A 25,013-nucleotide genomic window follows, 5' to 3' on the forward strand; every position below is an offset into this window, starting at 1 on the left:
CCGGTGGACCTCCTCTGTCCCTTAGTGGGCCGCTCAGGAACACGGGTCCCTGCTCTGGAATGAGCGGCCCATCGAGCCCTGTCCCCGGCTGCCGCTAGCCACCTCCGCGATCCGGCCATCCTCGTTCCGGGCCCTGAGCCCCCTGAGAAGCTCGAGCGGCCCGCCATGATCGAGAGGGCAGGGACCGGGCATCTCGCATCGTCTCTCAGGGCGTACGGACGGTTGTTAAATCGATACCTTGCGGTAGACGCCATCACGCTCCCCGATGCCCCGCCTACCCCAGAGAGCGCGAGCGGGGTACGTCCCTCCATCGTCCAGTCGCGCGTTAACAACCCCAGGTTGGTCGGGGGCACGCTGGGGGCACAGGAGGACGACAGATGATGAGAGGCGATACCGACTGCGGAGCGTAATACCCGCAGTTCAAGTGGCTGCTGTCTAGCGATGACTAAGAACGCACTACCGCTCGACAGTTCCCGGCGTACAGGCCGACTCGTCCGTCGTCCCGCCGTCGACCTCCGGTCCCACGCTCAGCGGGCGGCGTCGGTCCGTACAGGTGGTCGTCGGCGCGACCCCCGGCCGGCGTCAGACGGCCCCTCCCGGACGACGAGACCGCGACCGTCCCGCAGGGTGTCCCGCGGTGTTCCCGGTCCGGTCGAGCGGCCCTCGGTATGGTCCGACCGATCAGTTCGCCGCGCCGCGTCGGTCCGTACGCCGGACACCGACTCGCGGGAGGCTGCGCCGTGCGGAAACTGACCTTCGCCATGAACGTGAGCCTGGACGGCTACATCGCCGCGCCCGGCGACGGCCTCGGCTGGAGCGTGCCGAGCGACGAGCTGTTCCAGTGGTGGTCCGACCGGGTGGGGGCGACGGGCCTGGCGCTGTACGGGCGCAGGCTGTGGGAGGCGATGAGCTCCCACTGGCCGACCGCCGACCAGCAGCCCGGCGCCACACCGGCGCAGATCGAGTACGCCCGCCGCTGGCGGGACATGCCGAAGGTGGTGTTCTCCTCCACGATCGGCGCGGTCGACGGGAACGCCCGCCTGGTCACCGGTGACGCCGTCACCGAGATCACCCGGCTCAAGTCCGAGGACGGCGGTCCCATGGACGTCGGCGGCGCCACCCTCGCCGCGGTGGCCATGCGGGCCCGGCTGGTCGACGAGTACGCGCTCGTCACCCACCCGGTCCTGGTGGGCGGCGGCACGCCGCTCTTCACGGCCCTGGACGACCGGGTGGACCTGACCCTGGTGGAGACCCGGACGTTCCCCGGCGGCGTGCTCCTGACCAGGTACGAGACCAGGCACTGAGTGGCCGGGCCGGGGCGCCGGTCTGGCCGGGTACGGCGATCCGGTGCCACGCTGTCGTCCTCCGCACGACCTCCGCGGTCGGTGTCGGGGTCGCCGTGTGGGGAGGGCGGATGCGGTCGGTGTCGCCGGAGCTGGTCGGCGAGCTCGACGGCGTGACGGACCGGGCCGAGTACCTGAGCGTGGTCGCCGGAGCCCTGACGGACCTGCTGCACGCCGACTTCATCGGGCACGTGGCGCTCGACCTCGGCAGTCGGTGGGCCCGGGTCGAGCGACTGCCGCGCAGCGGACGGCCCGGTGGCGACGTGGCCCGGCAGTTCCTCGCCCTGGCCGACAGCCATCCGGTGGTGCGCAGCTACCGTGCCGACCGGTCCCGCGGTGCGCCGGCGCCTCGACGGCTGAGCGACGTGGCGACCCGGGCGGAGCTGTTGCGCAGTCCGGCCTACGTCGATCTGCTCCGCCCGGGCGGCGCCGAGCACCAGCTGACCATCCTGACCGCGCGCACGGCGGCCGGCGGCCGGGGGTGGACGGTGAACCGGTCGGGTGCCGACTTCACCGACCAGGAGCTGGCGTCGGCGTGCGCGCTGCAGCCGGTCCTGGCGCTGCTGGACCGGGCCGTCGGCGCGCGGTGGGCGACGACGCCGGACGGCGCGGCGGCGGCCGAGCGGCTCGGCCTCACCACCCGCGAGGTGCAGGTCCTGGCTCACGTCGGCGACGGGCTGACCGCGGACGCCGCCGCGCGCCTGCTGCGGATCAGCCCCCGCACGGTGCACAAGCACCTGGAGAACGCCTATCGCAAGCTGGACCGCCACGACCGGCTGCTCGCCGTCGACCGGGCGCGCGAGCTCGGCATCCTCCCGCGGCCGCGACCGCAGGCCGGTACGGCTATCCCTGCGACGCTGCCCCCGGCGGCCGGTACCGGACCTGCGCGGCCGTCCGCATGGCGTCCATCGTCTCGTCGACGCTCAGCAGCACCGTCGTCTCCACCGTGCTGAGCGCGCCACCGGCCGACAGCGCGAGCGCGACCGCGGCCATGGACACGTTGTCGGGGGCCTCCCACAGGGTGTACCCGTCGTGCGGGCCAAAGGCGTACCAGAAGCCGTGGAACTGCCCCCCGACCGACTCGATGTAGGTCCGGGCAGCAGTCCGGCGGTCCTCGGGGTGCTCGATCAGCCGGGCCCACGTCTCCGGGGTGTAGCTGAACCTGGTCAGGTAGAGCGGCATCGTCGCTCCCTCCCGAGCGTCGGCGTGCGCGACTCCGCGAGTGGAGATCGGAGCCTACGACCGGCCGGCGCCCAGCGGGTCGGCGTCGTCCGGGGCCGAGGCGCGTTGCGTCCTCGACGAGCCCGGTGGTGGGATCCAGCCGACGCGACACCGGGGTCGCGCCGGCCCCGAGGAGTCCTGATGGCCGAGGTCCACGGCACGTACGACGACCGGTTCCGCGGGGTGCGCGACGCGTTCGCCGCGCAGCTCGAGGGCGACGAGCTCGGTGGCTCCATCGCCGTCGACGTGGACGGGGAGACCGTCGTCGACATCTGGGGCGGCTGGCGCGACCAGGGGCGGACGACGCCCTGGACGCAGGACACGATCGTCAACGTCTGGTCGACGACGAAGACGATCACCGCCCTCGCCGTGCTGACGCTGGTCGAGCAGGGCCGGCTCGACGTGCACGCCCCCGTCGCGGAGTACTGGCCGGAGTTCGGGGCCAACGGCAAGGCGGGCATCCGCGTGGCACACCTGATGTCGCACACCTCCGGCGTGGCCGGCTGGGACCCGCCGTTCACCGTGGAGGACATGTACGACTGGGACAGCTCGGTCACGCGGCTCGCCGCCCAGGCGCCGTGGTGGGAGCCGGGGACGGCGTCCGGCTACCACGCGCAGAACCAGGGCCACCTGCTCGGCGAGGTGCTGCGTCGCGTCGACGGCCGGTCGCTCAAGCAGTACGTGGCCGAGGAGCTGGCCGGCCCGCTCGGGGCGGACTTCCAGATCGGCGCCGCGCCGGAGGACGAGGGCCGCATCGCGCCGGTCGTCCCCCCGCCGCCCCTGGCGTTCGACCTGGCGGCCATGGACCCCGCCAGCCCGGTCGTCCGCTGCTTCACCGGCCCGGTGGCCGACGCGAGCAAGGCCAACACGCCCGGGTGGCGGGCCGCGGACCTGGGCGCGCTCAACGGGCACAGCAACGCCCGCGGCGTCCTCGACGTCATGAGGGTCGTGTCGCTGGGCGGCGAGGCCGGAGGCGTCCGGCTGCTGTCGGACGAGACCCTCGACCTGGCCTTCGAGGTCCAGGCCGACGGCGTCGACCTGGTCCTCGGCGTGCCGTTCCGCATGGGCATCGGCTTCGGGCTGTCGCCGTCCGCGGCCGTGCCCTACCTGCCGGGAGGCCGGGTCGCCTTCTGGGGTGGCTGGGGTGGCTCGATGATCGTGATGGACCTCGACCGCCGGGTGACGACGAGCTACATGATGAACCGGATGGCACCGGGCATCGTCGGCTCCCCGCGCGCGCAGGCCTACATCGACGCCGTCTACGCCGCGATCTGAGGTCCGGCGGGACCACCCCCCGCCACTTCCAACGTATAGCGCAGCAGGGGGCTTGCGGCAAGGGCCGGGGGATGCCCCACACTCGCCCGGCCGACGCCCGGACCTGCGGAAACGGGACGAGCGACCCCATCCGCAGCGCCGCGTGCCCCGCGCGCGGCCGTGCCGGCACCGGCGTCCCGCACCACGGATCGGAGCCGACGTGCCCTCCCTGACCACCAGTGCCTTCGACCTCCCCGACCACCTCGCCGCCAAGGCCGACCCGGCGCTGGTCGCGGCCGACGAGCAGCACTTCGCGGCCATCGCCGACAGCCTCGGGCAGACCGTCGCCGACCTGTCCGCCCGCCTCGACGCCGAGCGCCGGGCCCCCGACCGGGAGGGCCAGGCGGCGCTCGACCGCGACCTGGAGGTCCACCGGCTCACCGCCCGGCTGCGGACGCTGCGCCGTTTCGGCCTCGACCTGTGCCTGGGCCGCATGGTCCGGTCCGACGACCCCGAGCCCGTCTACGTGGGCCGGCTCGGCCTCACCGACCGCGCCGGCCGACGGCTGCTGGTCGACTGGCGGTCGCCCGCGGCCGAGCCGTTCTTCGGGGCCACCCACGCCGACCCGATGGGCCTGGCCAGCCGCCGCCGCTACCGCTGGACCCGCGGCCGGGTCACCGACTACTGGGACGAGGTGTTCAGCCCCGACGGGCTCGTCGGCCACGCCGCGCTCGACGACCAGTCCGCCTTCCTCGCCAGCCTCGGCGGCAGCCGGTCGGACCGGATGCGCGACGTGCTCGGCACCATCCAGGCCGACCAGGACGCGATCATCCGCGCCGGGTCCCACGGGGCCCTGGTCGTCGACGGCGGCCCGGGGACGGGCAAGACCGTCGTCGCCCTGCACCGCACCGCCTACCTCCTCTACTCCGACCCCCGGCTCGGTCCCGGCCGGGGCCGGGTGCTGTTCGTCGGTCCGCACCAGCCCTACCTGGCCTACGTCGCCGACGTCCTGCCCAGCCTCGGCGAGGAGGGCGTGCAGACCGCCACCCTGCGCGACCTCGTGCCCGAGGGCGCCGACGCCGTCGTCGAGACCGACCCGCACGTGGCGGCCCTGAAGTCGTCCGCCCGGATGGCCGAGGTGATCGAGGCCGCCGTCCGGTTCCACGAGGAGCCGCCCACCACCGGGACGACGGTCTCGACCCCGTGGGCCGAGGTCTGGCTGGACCCCGACGACTGGGCCGAGGCGTTCGACGCGGCCGAGCCCGGCACGCCGCACAACGAGGCGCGCGAGCAGGTCTGGGAGGCGCTGCTCGCGATCCTGGTGGACGCGCACGAGGACGACGACGTCCCGGTCGACCTGCTCCGCCGGACGCTGCAGCGCGACGGCGACCTGCGGGCGGCCCTCGACCGCGCGTGGCCGCTGCTCGAGGCGGCCGACGTCGTCGGGGACCTGTGGTCGGTGCCCGCCTACCTGCGGCGGTGCGCCCCCTGGCTCGGCCGCGACGACGTCCGGGCGCTGCAGCGCGCCGACGCGCGGGCCTGGACGCTGCCCGACCTGCCGCTCCTCGACGCCGCCCGCCAGCGACTCGGTGACGCCCAGGCGGCCCGGCGCCGGCGGCGGCACGACGCCGTCGTCGCCGCCGAGCACGAGCGGATGGCCGGCGTCATCGACGAGCTGATCGCGGCCGACGACTCCGAGCTGCTGCTGATGACGAGCCTGCGCCACCAGGACCTCCGCGACGCCCTGGTCGACGACGCCGCGCTGCCCACCGCCGACCCGGACCTGCTCGCCGGCCCGTTCGCGCACGTCGTCGTCGACGAGGCGCAGGAGCTCACCGACGCCGAGTGGCAGGTGCTGCTGCGCCGCTGCCCCTCCCGCAGCCTGACCGTCGTCGGCGACCGCGCGCAGGCCCGGCACGGCTTCCCGGAGTCGTGGGAGGAACGGCTCGCGCGGGTCGGGCTCGCCTCCGTGCGGATCGCCTCGCTGGACATCAACTACCGGACGCCGGCGGAGGTGATGGCGCAGGCCGAGCCGGTCATCCGCGCCGTGCTCCCGGACGCCAACGTGCCGACGTCCGTCCGCAGCAGCGGCGTCCCCGTCCTCACCGGACCGGTCGCGGACCTGCACCGGGTGCTCGAGGCCTGGCTCGCCGGGAACGCCGAGGGCACCGCCTGCGTCATCGGCGACCCCTCCTTCCGGGCCACCTCCCGGGTCCGCTCGCTGACCCCGGAGCTGGCGAAGGGACTGGAGTTCGATCTGGTCGTCCTCGTCGACCCGGCGGCGTTCGGGACAGGGATCGAGGGTGCGGTCGACCGCTACGTCGCGATGACCCGGGCGACCCGGCAGCTCGTCGTCCTCACGAGTTCCGGAACAGGCCGCCGGGCGCGTCCGGCCGGACACGCTGGGCGGACGACTTCGGCCGGAAACCCCCCTGTGACCGAACCGTGACCGACTGGCAGCATGCAGCGCCGTGAGACGGACCACAGTCGCGATCGCCGCCCTGAGCCTGTTCCTCGCCGGCGCCGGTACCGCCCAGGCCGCGCCCGCCGACGGCCCGGTGCCCCCCGGGCCGGTCGCCAAGGACAACCCCGAGTTCACCGCCAACGTCATGGCACCGCTGAAGGTGGAGTCCGCGGAGGAGTGGGCGGACTTCGAGGCCGACCTGGAGACCGTCGCCGCCTACGGCGTGGACGCCGTGAGCGTCGACGTCTGGTGGGGTGACGTCGAGGGTGTCGCCGACAACCAGTTCGACTGGGCCTACTACGACCGGATCTTCGAGGTGATCACCTCGAAGGGTCTCGACCTCGCGCCGATCCTGTCCTTCCACCAGTGCGGCGGGAACGTCGGCGACGACTACACCAGCCTGCTGCCCGCGTGGCTGTGGCCGAAGTACGAGGGACGCAGCTTCCGGGGGATCAAGCTCGGCCCGAACGGTCTGCAGCACAAGAGCGAGCAGGGCAACTACAGCCGCGAGACCGTGCAGGGCTGGGCCGACCAGATCGTGATGAACGAGTACCGGGACTTCACCCGGGCGTTCGAGCAGCGCTACGGCGACCTCTACGCCGACGAGGTGGTGGAGATCAACGTCTCGCTCGGCCCGTCCGGCGAGCTGCGGTACCCCTCCTACAACCAGCACGACACGGGCACCGACTACCCGACCCGGGGCGCGCTGCAGTCGTACTCCCCGCTGGCCGTCCGCGACTTCCAGAAGTCGATGGTCCAGCAGTACGGCTCGCTGCGGGCGGTCAACCGTGCCTGGGGGACCACCCTGCGGTCGGCGGACGAGATCGCCCCGCCGGCCGACGCCGAGGCCTTCTTCACCAGCCGCGCGTACATGGACACGCAGTACGGCCGTGACTTCGTCGACTGGTACAACGGCTCGCTCGTCGACCACGGCGAGCGGGTGCTGACCACGGTCATCCGCACGCTGGGCAACGAGTTCCCCGAGGCCGACATCGGCTACAAGGTCCCGGGCATCCACTGGCAGATGACCCACCCGGTGCACCCGCGGGCGACCGAGGTGACCACCGGTCTGATCCAGACCAGTGTCGACGAGAACTCGTGGGCGACCGGGCACGGCTACGCGCGGATCGTCGAGCTCGCCAACCGGTTCGACGGCGGCCCGCGTGAGGTGGTCATGCACTTCACCGCGCTGGAGATGGACGACCAGAACTACGCGCCGCAGTACTCGCTGGCCCAGACCCTCGTGCAGTGGATCGGCGACTACGGGTTCCGCGCGGGCGTCGAGCTCAAGGGCGAGAACGCGCTCTCCGGCGGGGTCACCTGGGACGGCGGCTGGGACAACATCAACGAGGCCTTCGACGGGTGGGGGTACCTCGGCCTGACCGTGCTGCGGATGAACGACGTGGCCGAGGGCGTCGGCGAGACGCGCTACGCGCAGTTCATCCAGAAGTACAGCCCCAACCGCTGACCGCCCGGCGTCACCACCGCCCACGGGCGGGTGTCCCGGACACCCTCCCGTGGGCGGCACCTGACTCCCGGACGGGGGTCGCACTCTTCACCGGTGACGCACCGGTGACGCCCTCACCGCAGGCTGGCCCCATCGTCTGCGAGGAGAGGTCTGATGACAGCACCCACGGTGAGCTGGAACTACGTGCCAGGACTTCTCGAGCTGATGGAGGCCGGTGCCGAGTCGCCAGAGGACGTCGCCGACCGTGACTACGCAGTCCCGGCGGTCCGTGGCAAGGTCGGGGCGGTCGCACAACAGATGTGGGACTGGCTACGCGGGTTCCGTCGCGGGGTCCCCCTCTGCGAACGTGCACCCGCCTGGGTCCCTCTCGCGGAGCTGTGGGCCGCGCCCGGCAGCACGGCCGAACTCACCTACGAGGTCGTGGGCCAGCGAGAGCACCGCGCGGAGATCTCGATCGTGCCCGCGATGGGCTTCGGGGGTTTCAGCCGTCAAGAGCTCGCCCGCGACGTGGTCCTGCCCGCTGACGGGCAGGGAGTGCTCTACGAGACGCTGATCCACCTCACCGTCATCCCGTACGTCAACGACCTGACGGGTGAGGAACTCCTGCGCGTGGACGTGGACGAACGGGAAGAGACGCCCCAGTTCCGCGTGCGCGACCTGGTGGGAGAGTTCCGTCCCCTGAACGGCGCGACGCTGAGCGTCGCGGAGATACGCGCCGCCGGCTACACCGTCCCCCAGATCGAGCGCCGGGCAGATCGGGCAACCGCGACGAGCCTGTCCTGGTCATCGACGACCATGCGCAGCTGGTCCATCAAGGTGAAGCTCGGCGTCCCGGGCCTGCCCTCGACTCTCGAGCTCGGCGCGACATGCCAACGGTCCGAGGGCTTCAGAGCCGACTTCGAGCTACCGGGTCGACATGACTACGCGTTGTGTGCCCGCGCGGGTGAGGAGCCCGTGGTGCCGTTGCTGTTCGTCATCGCCTCGGAGTAGCCGGACATGCGGACGCCACCCACGACCCGGGCCGGTCAGGTCTGGGTGTCCCAGTACGTCGAGGCGATGAGCAGCTACGTGCGCTCTGGTGGTCGCGACGCCGGCGCAGCGGAGCGGGCGTGCGACGCCTTGCAGAACCTGGTGGTGCGCGAGCCGGAATACGGCACGGACGCCCGGCTGTTCGCCTGGCAGTTCGTCGCCGGGATGTGGTCCTCGCACCGGACCGACCTGGTCGCCGGGGCGGTCAGGGCGGGCTTGGACGCCGACCTCATGACCGAATCCAGCGGTCGCCATCCAGGCCCGGCCGCGCTCCTGCTGACGCACCTGGCGGCCTCGCAGCAGCGCGATGGTGCGCGGCTCGACGGACTGTCCACACTCCGCAGCGCCGACGCGCGGCTGGCCGGCCGCGATCCCGACGACGTCATCGCGTCGGCTGCCCTGGGTCACAGCGCGCTGGTGCGAGCGGAACTGCAGGAGCTCGGCCTTGAGAGGACCGAAGCACGCACGGCCTTCGCCGAGGCGCGCCGTTGGTTGGGGTCGCTGACGGCGGAGACGCACCGCGACCGCCTCCTGGAGCTGTGGCTGCCCGAGATGTACGGCGTCGGCGACGTCTCGCAGCAGCAGCGTGAGGGCCTCCGGCACGCCACCGAGGTGCAACTCGGGCAGTGGCACGTGGACGCGCTCCTGGGTGCGTTCCGGACCATCGACGGCGACGCTGCGGGCCTGGCTGAGCTCACCGAGGCGATCCGTGCGGCGATCGCCGATCGCCGCCTCGCCAAGGCCGTCCACCCACTCTTGCTCGTCGATCCCGTGTCCAGGCTCGCTCCGGGCGATGCGCGCGCCTTCGCAGACGCTCTGCTCAGGGCATCGTCAGCCGATCCGGCCGCTCTGCTGAGAGAGGCCGGTGACCTCCCGCCCGAGCTGATCGAGAGGTACTCCGCGGTCCCGACGGACCACGGGGAGGCACGGGCTCTCGAGATCGCCATGGCTGCCGCGATGGCGTCCGCGATGGAACGTACCGGCGACCACGAGCTCGCGAACGGTGCCTTCCACGAAGCCGTGACGTCCCAGATGAGCCGGCCCGGCAGCCCTGCCGTCCCTCTGGCCTTCCTCTTCGGGAGCTATGCGGGTCTGCTCGCCCGGAGGTCGAGTGACGAGCAGCGCGTCTCGGCCATGATCGACATGTTCCTCACGGTTTTCGACGCGGCCCGCAGATCCGATCCGGACGCGTTCGAAGATCTTCGTCTCCGGGCTCTCTTCGACCCCTTCGTGGCGGAGACGGCGAGCTGGCTGCTCGGGCGTGCTCCGGACATGGAGGACGAGCCCACCCGATACCGGATCGCCGGCCTGCTGGACCTCCTGCGGGTACCGCGGATCCCGCCGAGGACGATGCTGGGCGGCAAGGACGTCTTGGGTGACGGAGCCAGCGCGCTGGCCGCCGGTCTGCGCGTCGTCCAGGACACCCTCGGCCGTGTCGCGGCTGCTCTCGCGGGCGCCGACGGGGTGGTTGCCGTCATCCCGCACGAGCACGATTCCGGCGAGCAGGACATCGTCCTGGTCGACTCGGCCACCGTCTCCGTCCACCGCGTCGACCGCACCTTCGCCGGCGCGGTCGAGCAACTCGACCGCGCGGCGGAGTTGGCCCTGTTCAAGAGCAGCGCAGGACTCCTCGGCGGGACCGCGGATGCCTTGACACGACCGGCACGGGCGGCGTTCGACGCGCTCCCCGGAGCCGTCCAGGAGACGTTGCATGCCGCGAACACCGTGCTGGTGGCGCCCGATCACCGTCATGTGCTGTCCGACGTCCCCTGGGAGCTCCTCCACGATGGCACGGCCCACCTGATGGGTTCCCGTGTGGTCGCGAGGTTCACCTCGCTCCGTCACCTGGCGCGGACGCTCGACACCCCCGTCCTGCCGCCGCAGCGGCCTCCGCGTGCCCTCGCGGTCGCAGCCGCGGAGGGTCTGCCCGAACGTCCGCTGCCGACCGCCGACCCCGAGGTCTCGACCGTCCGAGACGTCCTGGCCGGCCGCGGCTTCGACGCGCCGCAGATCTCCCCCGGGAGGCTCTCCGCGGACTACCTCACCGAGCGCCTCGGCCGGGTCGACGTGCTGCACGTCGCTGCGCACGGAACCTCCGAGGCCGGCACCGAGTACCTGGTGCTGCCCAATGGTGAGCGGCTCTCGGTCGACGACCTCCTCCGGCGGCCCGCGCCCCGGCCGCCGTTCGTCTACCTCAACACCTGCGAGCTGGGACGGACGCGTTACCTGGGCGGGGGACAGGCGCGCGGCTTGGCGTTCACGCTCGCCGAGATGGGTGCCCCGGCCGTGGTGGCGAACACGACCGACGTCCTCGACACCGCCTCGACGTCGATCGCCGTGCGGTTCTACGAGGAGAGCCAGGACGCGCCTGCCGGTCAAGCTCTCCTGGCAGCCCGTCGGCGGCTCCTTGCCGATGGTGTCGATCCCGCGGTGCTGGCGCGAGTCGTCCTGATCGGAGACCCTTGGCACGTCCTCGATCCTCGTCAGCGCCAGGACGAGACCGTCGATGCCGCCGGTGAGCTCATCCGCACCTACTTCGACATCGAGCCCGGCGCCACCGACGCCGCCGCGGAGCAGCGGCTCGCCGAGGCCCTCGCAGGGCCTTCCTCCCACCACCGGCTCCTTGCTGCTCGTGCGCTCGTCTCAGCGGCGGCCGGGATCGCACCGGGGTCTTCCGACCAGCAGACGCGCGCCGACGTCGACATCGCGCTCGCCCTGGCCGACGAGCTCGGCGCCCCCGAGGCGCAGGCCGTCCTCCGCCTCCTGCGTGCGCAGGTCGGGCTGCCGGAACCCGCTCGTTGGACCGAGGAACAGCTGTTGCGTGACGCCGTCACGCACCTGGAGACGTTCGGGCCGGAGCAGCCTGCGTGGGGTCGCATGGCCTTCGGCATCCGAGCGCGCCTCCGTCGGGCCGAGATGGCGGCTCGGGGACTGACCATCACGCAGCGCCTGCCGGACGGCACCGAGCCCGACCCGGCCATGGACGCCGTGGTCGACGCCGTCCTCGTGTCCGAGCAGCGGGCGGAGGAACAGCGCGGTCGCGTCACCCCCCGTGTCGTGGAGACCGGACTGCACGACATCAGCTACAACGCCGTGGTCCTCGGGCACCCCAACCGCTTCGAGGACACGATCTCCGCCACTGCGTACTGCCGACTCCTGACGCGGAAGCTGATCGCGGGTGGCCACGTGCCGGCGACCAGCGAGGAGCGGACGCTCCCCATGGTCTGTGGCCTGCTGTGGCACCTGTGGTCCACCCAGAAGACCAGCTTCCTCGACCGTGACGTCGTCGAGGGCCAAGCCGGAGCGGTCGACGCTCTGGTCCGTGACATCGCTGCCGGACATCCGGTCGACGACGTGCTGGAGTTCCCCGCCGAGGTGGACCGCGTGCTGGCGGTTCTCGACGCCGTCCCGTGGGAGCGGGTGCACATCGAGGTGCCGACACAGATGGCCGACCTGGCCGATCGTGCCGAGGCACTGTTGGACACCATCCCGCCCGAGGAACTGCCCGCTGCGGCCGCCTTCGTGACCGGGGTCCTCGCCACGAGGAACACCTACACGTCGCTGGAGGGACAGGACGCGATGGAGGAGCACATGACCGCGGCCCTCTGGCGGCTGAGCCACGCCAACGATGCCCGCTTCGCTCCCTACCTGAACGAGGGATTCGCTCCCCTCCGGGAACGCGAGCCGGATGAGTTGTTGCGCTGGATGGCGGAGGACGAACTGTCGGCCACACGGCAGGCCGGCACACGCGCTGTCGGAGTGGAGGTGCACTGAGGTGTCCTGGCTGGCTGGACGACGGGTTCCCGCACCCGGCATACCACCGCGCGAGCCGCCGGTGCGCTGTGCTGAGGGCATGGGTTTGGCGAGGGACCTCGGCTACGGGTTCCACCCCGCCAACCCCGTCCAGCGGGCGACGCAGGCCGTCGTCGCGTCACGGCCGGGTGCGTGGGTCTTCGCCCGGGTGCTCCCCACCGTCGACGACTGGATCGGGCGGATCAGCCGGGGACGCACGAGCGCGCCCGAGCTCCTGGCCGGCCTGCCCGTCGTCGACGTCACCACCACCGGCCGCCGCTCCGGACGGCGGCGCACCACCCATCTCATCGCCGTCCCGCACCGCGACACCCTGGCGCTGGTCGGGACGAACTTCGGCCAGCCGGCCACGCCCGACTGGGTCCTCAACCTGGAGGCCGACCCGCGGGCCACCGTGACCTACCGCCACCGCTCCGTGGAGGTCGTCGCGCGTCCGGCCGGCGACGACGAGGTCGAGCAGGTCATGGCCAACGCGGCACCGCTCTACCGCGGTTACGCCGCCTACCGCCGGCGCATCGGCGACCGCCGGCGACTGCGGGTCTTCGTCCTCGCGCCCGCCTGAGCCCCGCGGCGGGGTGGGTCACCGCGCGCCCGGCCGGGTAGCCGGGCGGCATGGACCTGCTCTCCCTGCCCCGTGCCGCCACCGCGTCCGCGCTCGCCCTGGGGACAGCGCTGCGCGGCGCCCGGGTCTTCCACCCCCGCGGGGAGGCGTTCATGGCGACCGTCGAGACCGAGGGCGGCGGTGCCTGGGGCGCCCGGCTCCTCGACGAGGCGGGCCGCCACGACGTCGTCGTCCGCCGCTCGCGCGGGGCCGGGCTGCCCGAGCCGCTGCCCGACGTCGTCGGCCTCGCCGTCCGCTTCGACGGGCTGGGCCGGGCCGGCGGCCCGCTCGACGTGCTGGTCAACACCGCCGGCGGCCCGCCCGGACTGCGCCACCTGTTCCTGCCCGCGCCGCTGGGCCGGACGTTCTCCTCCGTGCTGCCCTACCGCACCGGCAGCGGCCGGCTGGTCCTGCTCGGGGCGCGCGACGACGGGACCGGCACCGGGTGGGAGCTCCTCGCCGCGACGCTCACCGGCGGCTGGGCACGGTGGGGGCACCTCACCCCGGGACCGGCGGTGTCCGGCGACCGGGCCGAGCACCTGCGCTTCGCGCCGACCCTGGGCGCCGACGACCTGCAGCCGGTCGCGCTCTTCCGCTCCGTGCGCGACCGGTCCTACCGGGAGAGCCAGGCGCTGCGCCCCTGAGATCGCCGCGCGAAGGCCGGCCCGAGGCTCAGCCGAGCGTGCCGCGCTCGGTGACCTGGCCGACGGCGTCCCGACGATGCTGCTCGACTCACCGCGGAGGACGAGGGTCCGTTCGGCGGAGCGCCCAGCCGCCCTCCGGGTGGAGGACGCCGCCGGTCTCCTCCTCGATCCCCTCCATCTGGTCGATCGGCATCCGCCGCCAGACCGAGTTCCTGGTCGGAGTGCTCATGGGTTTCCTCGTCTCCCGGGGCCCCGGCGGGGCACGGTGCGGGTTCCCGACGGGACTCCTCGCCCGTCGGCGCTCCCGCAGGGCGAGGGCCTCGCGTCCGCCGTCCGGTCCGGGTGCCCGGCGGTGCGCCGGGGACTACGCTCGCCGCCACCCTGGTGAGGACGGGAGCCCGCGATGGACGCCGGCGTCGACACCCTGCAGAAGGCACTGCAGATCAACCTCGACCCCCGCTGGTACGGCACGATCGCGGAGATCGGTGCCGGCCAGGAGGTCGCCCGGTGGTTCTTCCGGGCCGGCGGCGCGGCCGGCACCGTGGCCAAGACGATGTCGGCGTACGACATGGCGGTCAGTGACGCCGTCTACGGCAAGAGCGAGCGCTACGTCTCCAAGGGACGCCTGCAGGCGATGCTGGACCACGAGTTCCAGCTCAACCTCGACCGCCTGGGGGACCAGCGCGGCGACGACACCGCCTTCTTCGCCTTCGCCGACACGGTCGTGGCGCGCAGCTACCGGGGCGGGAACGAGTGCCACGGCTGGATGGGCGTGAAGTTCCAGTCCCACCCCCGCGACGAGCCCAGCCAGGTCGTCGTCCACGTGCGGATGCTCGACGACGAGGCGCCCCAGCAGCAGGAGGCGCTGGGCGTGGTGGGCGTGAACCTGCTGCACGCGGCGTTCTTCCACCACCACGAGCCCGAGCGCCTGGTCGAGAGCCTCCTCGACCAGCTCACCACCGGCCGGATCGAGATCGACATGATCGAGCTGTCCGGGATCGAGTTCCGGACGGTCGACAACCGGGTCATGGCGCTCAAGCTCGTGCAGGTCGGGCTCAGCGGGGCGGCGATGTTCGGCCCCGACCGGCGGGTGCTGCAGCCCAGCGAGGTGCTGCGCAAGAAGGCGATCCTGGTCGAGCGGGGCAGCTTCCGCCCGCCCACGGTGGTCAACATCGACATGCTGGAGGCGGCCCGGGCCGAGTTCGAGGCCGACCCCGCGGTCGCCGGACGCGACGTCCTGCTGCTCACCGAGCTGACGATGGCCAACCTGCGCGCCGGCGGTGATGTCGTCGACCGCCGTGACTTCCTCGCCCGCGCCGACCTGCTGGCCGCCTGCGGGATGACGGTGCTCATCTCCGACTACGTGGCCTACCACCGGCTCGCCGCCTACCTCGCCTGGCGCACCGACGGCCGGATCGGCATGGTCATGGGCCTGCCGAGCCTGCTGGACCTCTTCGACGAGGCCAGCCACGCCGACCTGCCGGGCGGCATCCTGGAGAGCTTCGGCCGCCTGTTCAAGAACGAGCTCCGGCTGTTCGTCTACCCGATGCTCCGCGACGGCGAGGTCACCACGGTCGAGACCGTCTCGATCGGCGGGCAGCTGCAGCCGCTCTACGACTACCTGGCGCAGCGGGGCAGCTTCGTGCACCTGGACCGGTACAAGCCCGAGTACCTGCCGATCCTCAGCCGGGACGTGCTCAAGCGGATCCCCACCGACGACGAGGGCTGGGAGTCGATGGTCCCGCCGGAGGTCTGCGAGGTCATCAAGCAGCGCGGCTTCTTCGGCTACCGGCGCGACCGCTGACCACGCGGCGGGGACCGGTCAGCGGGCAACGGCGGTCCGCTGCCACTCCCGCGGGCTGGTGCCGTAGGCGCGGCGGAACCGCCGGGCGAAGTGGCTGGGGTCGGCGAAGCCGCAGGACCGTGCGGTGGCGGCGATCGACCGCTGCCGCCCGGCGGGCGAGGCCAGCCGGGTCCGCGCGGCCTCCAGCCGCTGGGCGATCACCTCCTGCTCGAGGCTGACTCCGGCCGCGGCGAGGGCCTTGTACAGGTGGCGGACCGAGACCCCGTGCGCGCGGGCGACGGCGTCCGGCGTGAGGTCGGGGTCGGTCGAGTAGCGGGCGACGTGCGCCCGGACCCGGGTCACCAGGGGGTCCTCCGGCGCCGGGGGGTCGGGCCGGTCGTCGCCGGCGGCGGACAGGACGAGCGCGCGCACCAGCTCGACGGTCGCGCCGCCGAGGGCCGCCGCGCCGGGGTCGGCCGACAGCCCGGCCGCGTCGTCGGCGAGCCACTGCAGGTGCGCGCGCACCAGCCCGTGCAGTGCGCTGGTGCGCAGCCGGGGGGCCGCGCGGCGGACGACGTCGACGGGCAGGCCGAGCCGGTCGAGGGGGACCAGCAGCGCGCCGGACCGCCCGCCGGTGACCCGGGCGGACCCGGCGGGCGTGGCCGGGTCGACCAGCTCCAGGTCACCGCCCTCGACCGGCGTCCCGTGCCCGGGCCGGCCGGACCCGTCCGGGGCGCGGTGCGGGAAGACCAGGGCGACCAGGGAGGTGCCGTCTCGCGCCTCGTGCGGCCGGCCGCGGACCGGGCCCGGGCGGGTCGCGCCGGTGGTCAGCAGCACCGTCGTCCCGAAGGGGAACGCCTGCAGCCTCCCCGGCACCGCCGCGGGCTCCCCGCGGTGCCCGGCGCGGGGCAGCGGGATGGTCTCGGAGAGCAGCATCGCCGTCCCTGGGCGTCGCGCAGCTGACGTCCCCCGTGGACGCCGCCGAGCCTGGCAGAGGCCCGCGGTGATCGGAACCCGCCCGGGGATGCGGGCAGGGACCGGAGTCGTGCACGCAGGGACCCGTCACCGGCCGGGCCCGCTGCCAGGCTCCCCGCTGACCGGCCACCATCCCGAGGGAGCGACCGTGACCACGCCGACCGCACCGGACACCATCGTCCTGATCCACGGCTTCTGGGTGACCCCGCGCAGCTGGGAGAACTGGAAGACCCACTACGAGCAGCGCGGGTTCCGCGTCCTCACCCCCGGCTACCCCGGCTTCGAGGTCGAGGTGGAGGCGCTCAACGCCGACCCGACGCCGATCGCCGAGCTCACCCTGCCGGCGATCGTCGAGCACCTGGCCGCCGTCGTCCGCGGGGTGGAGCGGCCGCCGGTCCTGATCGGCCACTCCGCCGGCGGCACGCTCACCCAGCTGCTGCTCGACCGCGGTCTGGGTGCCGTGGGGGTGGCGCTGAACTCGGCGCCGACCGAGGGGGTGAAGCTGCTGCCGCTGTCGCAGCTGCGCTCCACCTGGACGGTGTTCAAGAACCCGGCCAACCGGCACCGCGCCGTCGGGCTCACCGAGGAGCAGTGGCACTACGCGTTCACGAACACCTTCTCCGAGGAGGAGTCGCGGGCGCTCTACCGGCGCTACCACGTCCCGGCGTCCGGCCGGATCCTGTGGAACTCCGTGCTCGCCAACCTCATGCCCGGCCCGCAGGACGCGCACGTCGACTACGCCAACCCGGCCCGGCCGCCGCTGCTGTTCGGCTCCGGCGGGGAGGACCACATCATGCCGCCGGCCATCCAGCGCTCGAACGCCCGGCACTACCGCGGTGACACGGTGACCGAGGTGCGCGACTACCCGGGCTACGCCCACCTGCTGCCGGCCCAGGAGGGGTGGGAGCGGATCGCCGACGAGGTCCTCGACTGGGCGCTGGCGCACGCCACGGGTCCGCGGCCGGAGGTGGCCGGCGCCCAGTGACGGGACCGGCGCGGTGGTCCTGCTGGCCGCGCGGGCCGATCCCGTCGATCATGGCGGGATGACGGTGATCGCACTGCCGAAGCCGGGTCGGTGGGTCTGGGACGCGCGGGACCGCAGCCGCGCCCTGCGCGTCTCCACCCACCCGGAGCAGGGCCTGCTCAACCTGAGCGTCTGGCGCGACGACCTCTGCGTCGGCACCGTCAAGCTGCGGCCGGAGGAGGTCTCCGGCCTGGTGGCCGCGCTGTCGGACGGGCTGGCCCGGCTGGCGGCCCGGCCGGCGGAGCCCCCGCGGGAGGGCGACGTCGTCGCCGACGTCGTCGCCCTCGAGACCCGGCTGGCCGCCGTCGAGTCGCGGCTGCCCGCCCGCCCGCGCGCCACGCGGCTCGTGCGCTCCCTGGTCGGCCATGCCCAGGACCGCCTCTCGGGTCTGCTCCGCGGCTGACGCGGCCGCCCACGGACGCTCGTACATTGGCGAGGATGAGCGTCGCCCCCGCCCTGACCGTCACCCTGCACGACCGGTTCGCCCGCGAGCTGCCGGAGATGGCGGTCGCCTGGCAGGCGGCGGAGGTGCCCGATCCGCGGCTGCTGGTGCTCGACGAGGACCTCGCCGCCGAGCTCGGTCTCGACCCCGCCGCGCTGCGCGGTCCCGAGGGGATCGGCCTGCTCACCGGCACCGCCGTCCCCGAGGGTGCGCACCCGGTGGCGCAGGCCTACGCCGGCCACCAGTTCGGCTACTACAACCCGCGCCTGGGGGACGGGCGGGCGCTGCTCCTCGGCGAGCTCGTCGACACCGCGGGCCGGCTGCACGACCTGCACCTCAAGGGCTCGGGGCGCACGCCGTTCTCCCGCGGCGGCGACGGGCTGGCCGCCGTCGGGCCGATGCTGCGCGAGTACGTCGTCAGCCGGGCGATGCACGCTCTCGGCATCCCGACCACCCGCTCGCTCGCCGTCGTCGCGACCGGACGGCCCGTCCGCCGGGAGACGCTGCTGCCCGGCGCCGTCCTGGCCCGGGTGGCCGCCAGCCACCTGCGGGTGGGCAGCTTCCAGTACGCCCGGGCCACCGGCGACGACGGCCTGCTCCGCCGCCTGGCCGACGTGGCGATCAGCCGGCACCACCCCGCCTGCGCCGACGCCGGCAACCGGTACCTCGCGCTGTTCGAGGCCGTCGTCGCGGCGCAGGCCTCCCTGGTGGCGCGGTGGATGCTCGTGGGGTTCGTGCACGGCGTCATGAACACCGACAACATGACGATCTCCGGCGAGACGATCGACTTCGGGCCGTGCGCGTTCATGGAGGGCTACGACCCGAACGCCTGGTACAGCTCCGTCGACCAGGGCGGGCGCTACCGCTTCGGCAACCAGCCGCTCGCGGCCGAGTGGGACCTCGCCCGGCTGGCCGAGGCGATGCTGCCGCTGTTCGCCGACGACCAGGAGCAGGCCGTCGCGCTCGCCGTCGAGGCGCTGCACCGGTTCCGCCCCGCCTACGACGCCGCCCTCGCGGCCGGCTGGCGGGCCAAGCTCGGCCTGCCCGAGGGGCTCGACGACGCCGTCGCCACCGCGCTGGTCGACGACCTGCTCGACCTGCTGCAGACGCACCGCGTCGACCTGACCGGCTTCGCGCGGCGGCTGTCCGCGGCCGCCCGCGGCGACGCCGAGCCGGCGCGCGGCCTGGTGCTCGACCTCGCCGCGGTCGACGCGTGGCTCGAGCGGTGGCGGGCGGTGGGGCCCGACGCCGACGCGATGGACCGGGTCAACCCCGTCTACGTCCCGCGCAACCACCTCGTCGAGGAGGCGCTGGACGCCGCGACCGCCGGTGACATCGGCCCGGTCGAGCGGCTGGTCGAGGTGGTCGGCCGTCCGTTCGAGGAGCGCCCCGGTCTGGAGCGCTACGCCGAGCCCGGCCCCGGCGGCCCGTACGTCACCTTCTGCGGCACCTGACCGCTCGCGGCGTCGAGGGCGGCGCGCACCCAGGCGAGCGCGGCGTCGTGGTCGGCGAAGGTCCGCTGGGGGTACCCCGGCCCGTGGCCCTCGTCCTGCCCGTCGCGGGTGAGCGAGCGGTAGCGGCGCTCGTTGAACACGTCGGCCCACGCGGCGATCGCCGGGACGTGCGCGGGCAGCTCCTCCGCGGCCCAGCGCTCCAGCGCCGCGCGGCCCTCCGCGGTGGGGGCGCCGAGCCGCCGCCGGTCGAGCACCACGCCGACGCGTCCGCCGGCGGAGCGCAGCGCGCCCGCGACCAGGTCGACGTCGGCCGCCGTCAGCCGCCCGACGAGGGCCAGGTGCAGCACCGCGCCGTCCCAGGTGGCCGACGAGGTGTCCGGCTCAGGCACCGGTGAACTCCGCGAAGCGGGCCGGCGCCTGGTCGGTCGTGGCCGGCTCGCCCTCGCCGAGCAGCGCGGCGCGCAGGTCGTCGAGCACCCAGCCCACGGAGAAGGCCGACGCCGACAGCCACGTCTCGCCGCTGACCTCGTGCACCGCGCCGGCCTGCACCGCCCGCAGCCCCGGCCACAGCGGCGACCCGGTGAGGCCGTCGGTGAGGTACGGGCCGCCGGAGAGGAGGAAGAGCGCGTCGCCGTCGTGGTCGGGCAGGGTCTCGGCGGTGAAGGTGACGAACGGGCTGGCCGGGTCGCCCGGCTGCTCCTGCGCGGGCGGGCGGGCCAGGCCCACCCCGGTCAGCACCGAGCCGACGGCGGTGGCGGCGGGCGGGGAGAAGAAGCCGCCGTTGTCGCCGACGACGGAGGTCACCGAGCCCGCCAGCCCGGCCGCGTCGAGGTCGGCGGCGAGGTCGGCCGTGGCCTCCTGCAGTCCCTCCCGGATCTGCGCGGCCTCGTCCTCGCGGCCCAGCGCCTCGGCGACGGTGGACAGCTGCTCGTCCCAGCCGGCGGTGTAGTCGACCACCGTGGTGGGGGCGATGGCGTCGAGCTGCGACTCGACCGAGGCCGTCGTCGGGATGGAGACGCCGATGACCACGTCCGGGGAGGCGGCGGCCACCGCCTCGAGGTCGAGCTCGGACCCGTAGGGCCGGGTGTCGAGGCCGACGTCGTCGAACACCGCCGACGTCGACTCGTACTCGAAGACCTCCAGCACGAGGTCGGGTTCCACGCCGAGGGTGAGTGCGTGCATCGCGGCGAAGTCGTCGAGGGCGAGCACGACCTGGTCGTCGGTCGCCGATCCGCTCGCGGCTCCGGAGGAGGCGGAGGCGTCGGGCTCGGAGCTGCACGCGGCGAGGACCAGGAGGCCGGCGGCGCAGCCGGCGGTGCGGGTACGGAGGGGCACCGGCTAGTCATAGGTGAGGGAAGGCTTGCCTCACAAGTGCCGTCGCCGGTCGGCCGGGGACGTTCTCGATCCGCTACCCGGCCGTCCTCCGGCCACCGGCGGGTCCACGGCGGCTGTTCGCGGCGTCCTCCGGGACCTACGCTCGGGCGGCCGGACACCGGCGGAAGGGGCGCTGACCATGCATCGGATCCCGGACTCGCTGCCGGTGCTCAGCCGGGGCAGGCACCGCAGCCCCGAGCGCGGCGCCTGCTTCCTCGAGTACACCTCGCTGCTGGCCGGCGAGCCGTTCAGCGACGCGCCGCGGTGCGTCGACGGCGAGCTGGCCGCGGTCCTGCGCCACGCCAACGACGTGCTCTCCGCCGCCGACCGGCCGCGCCTGCTGCCCCTGCTGGGCCGCGCCATCGGCCTCGTCTCCGCCGACGCCGGGCGGCTGCGGCGCGACGTCGCCCGGCGGGTCGTGGCCGACGTCGGCGCCCCGCTGTCGCCCGAGGAGCGGCGGTGGGCGGACGCCGGGGCCGTGGACCGGCTGTTCTGGTCGCTCATGCACGAGCCGGCGCCGGTGAGCACGTCGGCGGCGTGGGTCACCCGGTTGCTGGAGCGGCTCGACCTGCTGCACGGCTGCTACGAGGCGGCGCTGGCGGCTCCGGTGGGGGCCGGACCCCGCGGGTGAGCGCGCCGCGCGCCGTCGTCCGCGTGCGCGGTGAGGCCACCGCCGACCACCCGCCCGAGGTCGCGGTCCTCGCGGTGTCGGCGAGCGCGGTGTCCCCGGACAGCCGCCAGACGGCGCTCGACGAGGCGTCGCGGGTGGCCGCGCGGCTGCGCGAGGCGCTCGCGGCCGCCGACGGGGTGCGCCGGGTGGTGCTGTCCCGGGTGGCGGTGCACGAGCGGTTCGCCTGGGACCCCGGCGCCGGTCGGCACCAGCCGGCCGGGTGGGAGGCGACCGTGGCCGGCTCGGTGCACGCCGACGCCGCCGCCGCGGAGGCGCTGGCCGAGGTCGTCGCGGCCGCCGGTGCCGGCATCGGCGGCGTCGGGTGGGAGCTCGACGACCCGGCCGTGGCCCGCCGGGCGGTCCGCCGCGCCGCCGTCGACGCCGCCCGGGAGGCCGCCACCGACCTCGCCGACGCCGTCGGCCGGGGACTCGGCCCGCTGCTCGAGCTGGCCGACGCCGGGCTGTCGTCGGCCGCGGTCCCCGAGGCGATGGCCGTCATGGCGCGGGGCTCCGCGGAGGCCGGGCCGGGCCTGCAGCTCGACCCGCGGGACGTGACGGTGTCGGCCGTCGTCGAGGCCACCTACGCGCTGGACGACTGAGCCGGGCGTGCCATGATCGGTGCGGTCGGCGCCGGCCCCCGTCCGGGGACACCCGCCGGCCCCGACCCGCGACGCGCGCCGCGGGACCCCACGCCGGCCCGGCAGCCCACTGCCGGCACCCCGCGGGGCCCGCGAGGCGCTCGCGCGAGGACGCCATGACCGCTCCCACCACCCGCCCGCCCTCGCCCTGGCCGGGCTCCCGGCACGAGACCGTGCACCGCTGGCAGCTCGACGACGTCGCCTCGCTGGCCGACGTGGCTCCGCGGCTGGCCGCGCTGGCCGCCGAGCTGCGGGCCGCCCACGCCGCCGGCTGGACCCTGGCGCAGCCGCTGCGCGACGGCCACCTGCTCGCCACCCGGCCGTCCCGCCGCGAACGGGCCCGGGGCGCCGCTGCCGTCCCACCCGGGACCGGGGAGGCCCCGCCGCTGACGGGCCGGCGGGTCCGTCTCGTCGACGAGCCGCCGGTGCCCGGGGACGAGGTGCTCGACCTCGCGGCGGTCCCGCGCACGCCGGTGCTGTCCTGGACCGGTGGGGGACCGCACCAGCTCGCCGGTCCCGCCGTCGGGGCGGAGGTGCTCGCGGAGCTGGGACACCAGGTGTCCGCGGACCAGGCCGGACTGCGGCGATGGGCCCTGGTGCCCGCCCGGGTCGGCCCCGGGCTCGACCTCGTGGCCGAGTGTGGCGCCCTGCGGGTGCACGCGGTGGTCGACGGCGCACTGGTCCGCACGGTCGAGGCGCTGACCTTCCGGCACGCGGCCGACCGGGCGGCCACGCTGGCCGACGCCGCCGCGGCCTACGAGCGGCTGGCCCGGGTCGCCGAGGCCATGGCCGCCGCCGGTGGGCGGTTGACCGAGTGCGACGACGGTCTGCTCGTCGTCCGGTACGGCCGCTGAGCCGGCCCGCGGCGCGGACTCGCAGGCGGTTCTCGCGTCGGCCGGCGGTCCCTCTGCCGGCTCCTTCCGCAATCTGCGGTCGCGATCGAGCCGGCAGAGTGCGGAATGAGCCGGCACAGCGCTGTCACAGGCGGGTGGGGTCCACCTCGACGGCGACAGTGACGAGGTCGCCGTCGTCCTTGCCGCGGCGCACGCGCGCCGGGACGGGCAGCAGCCAGCCGGCCTCCCGGCCGCGCCACACGCTGGTCGACCAGGTCCGCCCGTCGACCGTGGCGGTCACCGGGACCCGGCCGAACGCGCCGGCGTGGTCGGGGGCGTGCTCGGGCGGCACTGGGGCGAAGACCCAGCCGGCCGCACCGGGCCAGCGCACAAGCGTCGCGTCGAAGGGCACGGGCGCAGCCTGCCGCAGGGGGACGACACGGCGGTGCACAGCAGTGACGCCGTGATCGCCCGCCACACCGTCGCCTCGCGCGGCCGACGGCGAGCCGACGCCCGTCGCGGACACCGCGAGCGCGCCGGCGGCCACGGCGAGAGGCCAGCGGGAGGTCCCCGGCACGCGGCGCGCCACGTATCTGGTCGCGGGGAGGGGATCGGTCGATCCTGCCCGGCCTTAAGGGAAGCCGCACGGTGGACTTCCCCCGTGGGGGTGCCTCCGCGGCGGGGAGGGGCGGGCCGCCGGCGCGGCTGTGTCACCGTGCTGGCCGTGCCCGCTCCCCGCCGTCGGACCGCCCGGTGACCGCCCCCGTGGAGGTCGCCGCGCTGGCCGTCGCGGGCCTCGCCGGCGCGGCGACCGGTCACCTGGTCGACCGTGCGGCCGCCCGCTTCCCGTGGCCGCGGCCGGCGACCGTCGGCGCGGTCCTCGGCGGGCGCGGGGGAGCGGCCCCCCGGGGCCTGCTGGAGGTGGCGACGGCGGCGCTGTTCGTGCTCGCCGCGCTGCGCTTCGGGCCGACGGCGGAGCTGGCGGCCTGGCTCTGGCTGGCTGCCGCCGGGGTTCTGCTCGGCGTCATCGACCTGCGCGAGCGGCTGCTGCCCAACCGGGTGGTCCTGCCGACGCTGGTCACCGGCGCGGTCCTGCTCACCGGTGCCGCTGCGCTCGAGGGGGAGTGGCCGGCGCTGCTGCGGGCGCTGCTGGCCTCCGCCGCGGTGTTCGGCGTCCTGCTGGCGATGGCGCTCGTCTCGCCGGCCGGCATGGGGATGGGGGACGTCAAGCTGGGTGCCGTCCTCGGGCTGTACCTCGGGTGGCTGGGTTGGCCGCACGTGGTCGTCGGCCTCTTCGCCGGGTTCCTCATCCAGGCGGTGCTGGCCCTCGGGCTGCTGGCGGCCCGTCGCATCGGCCTGCGCGCCGAGTTGCCCTTCGGCCCCGCCCTGCTCGTCGGGGCCGCGCTCGTGGCCGGGGCTCCAGCGCTGCTGTCCTGAGCACCCCCCCGCACCGCTGCACTGAAGGGGCCGCGACCGGTCACGGCGCGTGACACCGGCCCGTCCGGCTGCCCCGTCAGGAGGACCGGCGTCGCCCGATCCGGTGGAAGGTGCTCAAGCCGGCGTTTCTGCGGACCGACACCCCTGGTGTCCGCCGCGACGCCGGGTCGACCGACCCCGGCCGGACGGCACCGTCCCTCCAGGGAGTCCCCGTGCAGAACCCGTTCGCCGCCCTCGCCACCCTGCTCTCCTTCGCCCAGGACCGCGTCCGCCGCGAGGAGAAGGGCGCCACCGCCGTCGAGTACGGCCTGATGGTCGGCCTGATCGCGATCGCCATCATCGCCGCCGTCATGCTCCTCGAGGACCAGCTCTCGGCGCTGTTCACCGAGATCGGCGGCGAGCTGGAGAACGCCGGCGAGTGATCCCGGCTCCACCCACGGCGCAGTGGCCCCGTCCCCCCGGGGCCACTGCGCCGCGCCGTAATACGGCCACCACCAACGCGAACAACAACACCCGACGAGGTGGGGGGACGGTTCGCCGTCGCCTTCG

General features: G+C 74.5%; 24 protein-coding genes. 18 read left to right on the plus strand and 6 right to left on the minus strand.

Translation table 11 applies throughout. From position 1 onward, the window contains the following. The first annotated feature begins 740 nt into the window (after positions 1–740). Positions 741–1,304: a dihydrofolate reductase family protein gene (locus tag ACI79V_RS19605; RefSeq protein ID WP_456891925.1), complete on the plus strand. Its 564-nt coding sequence runs from the start codon at positions 741–743 to the stop codon at positions 1,302–1,304. A 110-nt stretch (positions 1,305–1,414) separates the two neighbouring features. Further along, positions 1,415–2,296: a response regulator transcription factor gene (locus tag ACI79V_RS19610; protein ID WP_456891927.1), complete on the plus strand. Its 882-nt coding sequence runs from the start codon at positions 1,415–1,417 to the stop codon at positions 2,294–2,296. Here the strand turns inward: ACI79V_RS19610 and ACI79V_RS19615 are convergent. Beyond that, on the minus strand, positions 2,187–2,525 hold the full coding sequence (locus ACI79V_RS19615) for a GYD domain-containing protein (protein WP_456891929.1): 339 nt from the start codon (positions 2,523–2,525) through the stop codon (positions 2,187–2,189). The genes ACI79V_RS19610 and ACI79V_RS19615 overlap by 110 nt on opposite strands. Before the next feature lie 180 nt (positions 2,526–2,705). Here ACI79V_RS19615 and ACI79V_RS19620 point away from each other — a divergent pair, with 180 nt between their 5' ends. The 7 genes from ACI79V_RS19620 (at position 2,706) to ACI79V_RS19650 (ending at position 13,834) form a co-directional block, all read left to right on the plus strand. Next, on the plus strand, positions 2,706–3,839 hold the full coding sequence (locus tag ACI79V_RS19620; protein WP_456891931.1) for a serine hydrolase domain-containing protein: 1,134 nt from the start codon (positions 2,706–2,708) through the stop codon (positions 3,837–3,839). 199 nt (positions 3,840–4,038) lie between these two features. Beyond that, positions 4,039–6,267 (plus strand): RNA polymerase recycling motor ATPase HelR, encoded by a 2,229-nt coding sequence (helR, locus tag ACI79V_RS19625; RefSeq protein ID WP_456891933.1) that lies wholly within the window; start codon positions 4,039–4,041, stop codon positions 6,265–6,267. 22 nt (positions 6,268–6,289) lie between these two features. Then, positions 6,290–7,750, plus strand: coding sequence for a family 14 glycosylhydrolase (locus ACI79V_RS19630; protein ID WP_456891935.1), 1,461 nt, complete (start codon positions 6,290–6,292; stop codon positions 7,748–7,750). A gap of 153 nt (positions 7,751–7,903) precedes the next feature. Beyond that, a complete protein-coding gene (locus ACI79V_RS19635) occupies positions 7,904–8,740 on the plus strand; it encodes a hypothetical protein (protein ID WP_456891937.1) in 837 nt (278 codons plus the stop codon). A 45-nt stretch (positions 8,741–8,785) separates the two neighbouring features. After that, positions 8,786–12,553 (plus strand): CHAT domain-containing protein, encoded by a 3,768-nt coding sequence (locus ACI79V_RS19640; RefSeq protein WP_456891939.1) that lies wholly within the window; start codon positions 8,786–8,788, stop codon positions 12,551–12,553. 79 nt (positions 12,554–12,632) lie between these two features. After that, the gene (locus ACI79V_RS19645; protein WP_456891941.1) at positions 12,633–13,151 is read left to right on the plus strand and encodes a nitroreductase family deazaflavin-dependent oxidoreductase; all 519 of its coding nucleotides are present in this window, start codon (positions 12,633–12,635) and stop codon (positions 13,149–13,151) included. Between the two features lie 50 nt (positions 13,152–13,201). Next, positions 13,202–13,834, plus strand: a complete 633-nt coding sequence (locus ACI79V_RS19650; RefSeq protein ID WP_456891942.1) for a hypothetical protein — start codon at positions 13,202–13,204, stop codon at positions 13,832–13,834. An 88-nt stretch (positions 13,835–13,922) separates the two neighbouring features. Here the strand turns inward: ACI79V_RS19650 and ACI79V_RS19655 are convergent, their stop codons facing one another. Further along, positions 13,923–14,063: a hypothetical protein gene (locus tag ACI79V_RS19655; RefSeq protein WP_456891944.1), complete on the minus strand. Its 141-nt coding sequence runs from the start codon at positions 14,061–14,063 to the stop codon at positions 13,923–13,925. A gap of 174 nt (positions 14,064–14,237) precedes the next feature. Between ACI79V_RS19655 and ACI79V_RS19660 the strand changes: the two genes are divergently transcribed. Then, a complete protein-coding gene (locus ACI79V_RS19660; RefSeq protein ID WP_456891945.1) occupies positions 14,238–15,638 on the plus strand; it encodes a TonB-dependent receptor in 1,401 nt (466 codons plus the stop codon). A gap of 18 nt (positions 15,639–15,656) precedes the next feature. On the opposite strand, the gene ACI79V_RS19665 is transcribed toward ACI79V_RS19660, so the two are convergent. After that, positions 15,657–16,553: a helix-turn-helix transcriptional regulator gene (locus tag ACI79V_RS19665; RefSeq protein WP_456891946.1), complete on the minus strand. Its 897-nt coding sequence runs from the start codon at positions 16,551–16,553 to the stop codon at positions 15,657–15,659. A 187-nt stretch (positions 16,554–16,740) separates the two neighbouring features. On the opposite strand from ACI79V_RS19665, the gene ACI79V_RS19670 reads away from it, so the two are divergent. Genes ACI79V_RS19670 through ACI79V_RS19680 form a run of 3 tightly spaced genes read left to right on the plus strand, consistent with a single transcriptional unit; the run spans position 16,741 to position 19,512 of the window. Next, on the plus strand, positions 16,741–17,577 hold the full coding sequence (locus tag ACI79V_RS19670) for an alpha/beta hydrolase (protein WP_456891948.1): 837 nt from the start codon (positions 16,741–16,743) through the stop codon (positions 17,575–17,577). 58 nt (positions 17,578–17,635) lie between these two features. Then, positions 17,636–18,019, plus strand: coding sequence for a hypothetical protein (locus ACI79V_RS19675; protein ID WP_456891950.1), 384 nt, complete (start codon positions 17,636–17,638; stop codon positions 18,017–18,019). Positions 18,020–18,054: 35 nt separating this feature from the next. Further along, positions 18,055–19,512 (plus strand): protein adenylyltransferase SelO, encoded by a 1,458-nt coding sequence (locus ACI79V_RS19680; RefSeq protein ID WP_456891951.1) that lies wholly within the window; start codon positions 18,055–18,057, stop codon positions 19,510–19,512. Here the strand turns inward: ACI79V_RS19680 and ACI79V_RS19685 are convergent. Both ACI79V_RS19685 and ACI79V_RS19690 read right to left on the minus strand, forming a co-directional pair. After that, entirely contained in the window at positions 19,461–19,901 is a 441-nt protein-coding gene (locus ACI79V_RS19685; protein WP_456891953.1) for a hypothetical protein, read from the minus strand. The genes ACI79V_RS19680 and ACI79V_RS19685 overlap by 52 nt on opposite strands. Next, complete coding sequence (locus ACI79V_RS19690) at positions 19,894–20,847, minus strand: ABC transporter substrate-binding protein (protein ID WP_456891955.1); 954 nt, start codon at positions 20,845–20,847, stop codon at positions 19,894–19,896. Before ACI79V_RS19690 ends, ACI79V_RS19685 begins: the two co-directional genes overlap by 8 nt. 178 nt (positions 20,848–21,025) lie before the next feature. Between ACI79V_RS19690 and ACI79V_RS19695 the strand changes: the two genes are divergently transcribed. The 3 genes from ACI79V_RS19695 to ACI79V_RS19705 all read left to right on the plus strand — a co-directional run bounded on the left by ACI79V_RS19695 (position 21,026) and on the right by ACI79V_RS19705 (position 23,048). Then, complete coding sequence (locus tag ACI79V_RS19695; protein ID WP_456891957.1) at positions 21,026–21,517, plus strand: hypothetical protein; 492 nt, start codon at positions 21,026–21,028, stop codon at positions 21,515–21,517. Further along, on the plus strand, positions 21,514–22,155 hold the full coding sequence (locus ACI79V_RS19700; protein WP_456891959.1) for an SIMPL domain-containing protein: 642 nt from the start codon (positions 21,514–21,516) through the stop codon (positions 22,153–22,155). Before ACI79V_RS19695 ends, ACI79V_RS19700 begins: the two co-directional genes overlap by 4 nt. Before the next feature lie 155 nt (positions 22,156–22,310). Next, entirely contained in the window at positions 22,311–23,048 is a 738-nt protein-coding gene (locus tag ACI79V_RS19705) for a hypothetical protein (RefSeq protein WP_456891961.1), read from the plus strand. Between the two features lie 124 nt (positions 23,049–23,172). Here ACI79V_RS19705 and ACI79V_RS19710 read toward each other — a convergent pair whose 3' ends face one another. Next, a complete protein-coding gene (locus tag ACI79V_RS19710; RefSeq protein WP_456891963.1) occupies positions 23,173–23,439 on the minus strand; it encodes a DUF1905 domain-containing protein in 267 nt (88 codons plus the stop codon). A 341-nt stretch (positions 23,440–23,780) separates the two neighbouring features. Between ACI79V_RS19710 and ACI79V_RS19715 the strand changes: the two genes are divergently transcribed. Together ACI79V_RS19715 and ACI79V_RS19720 are read left to right on the plus strand one after the other, a co-directional pair. Continuing rightward, on the plus strand, positions 23,781–24,464 hold the full coding sequence (locus ACI79V_RS19715) for a prepilin peptidase (RefSeq protein WP_456891965.1): 684 nt from the start codon (positions 23,781–23,783) through the stop codon (positions 24,462–24,464). A gap of 212 nt (positions 24,465–24,676) precedes the next feature. Further along, positions 24,677–24,886 (plus strand): Flp family type IVb pilin, encoded by a 210-nt coding sequence (locus ACI79V_RS19720; protein WP_456891967.1) that lies wholly within the window; start codon positions 24,677–24,679, stop codon positions 24,884–24,886. Positions 24,887–25,013: the final 127 nt, after the last annotated feature.

The sequence above is a fragment of the Geodermatophilus sp. SYSU D00700 genome, from assembly GCF_054050255.1.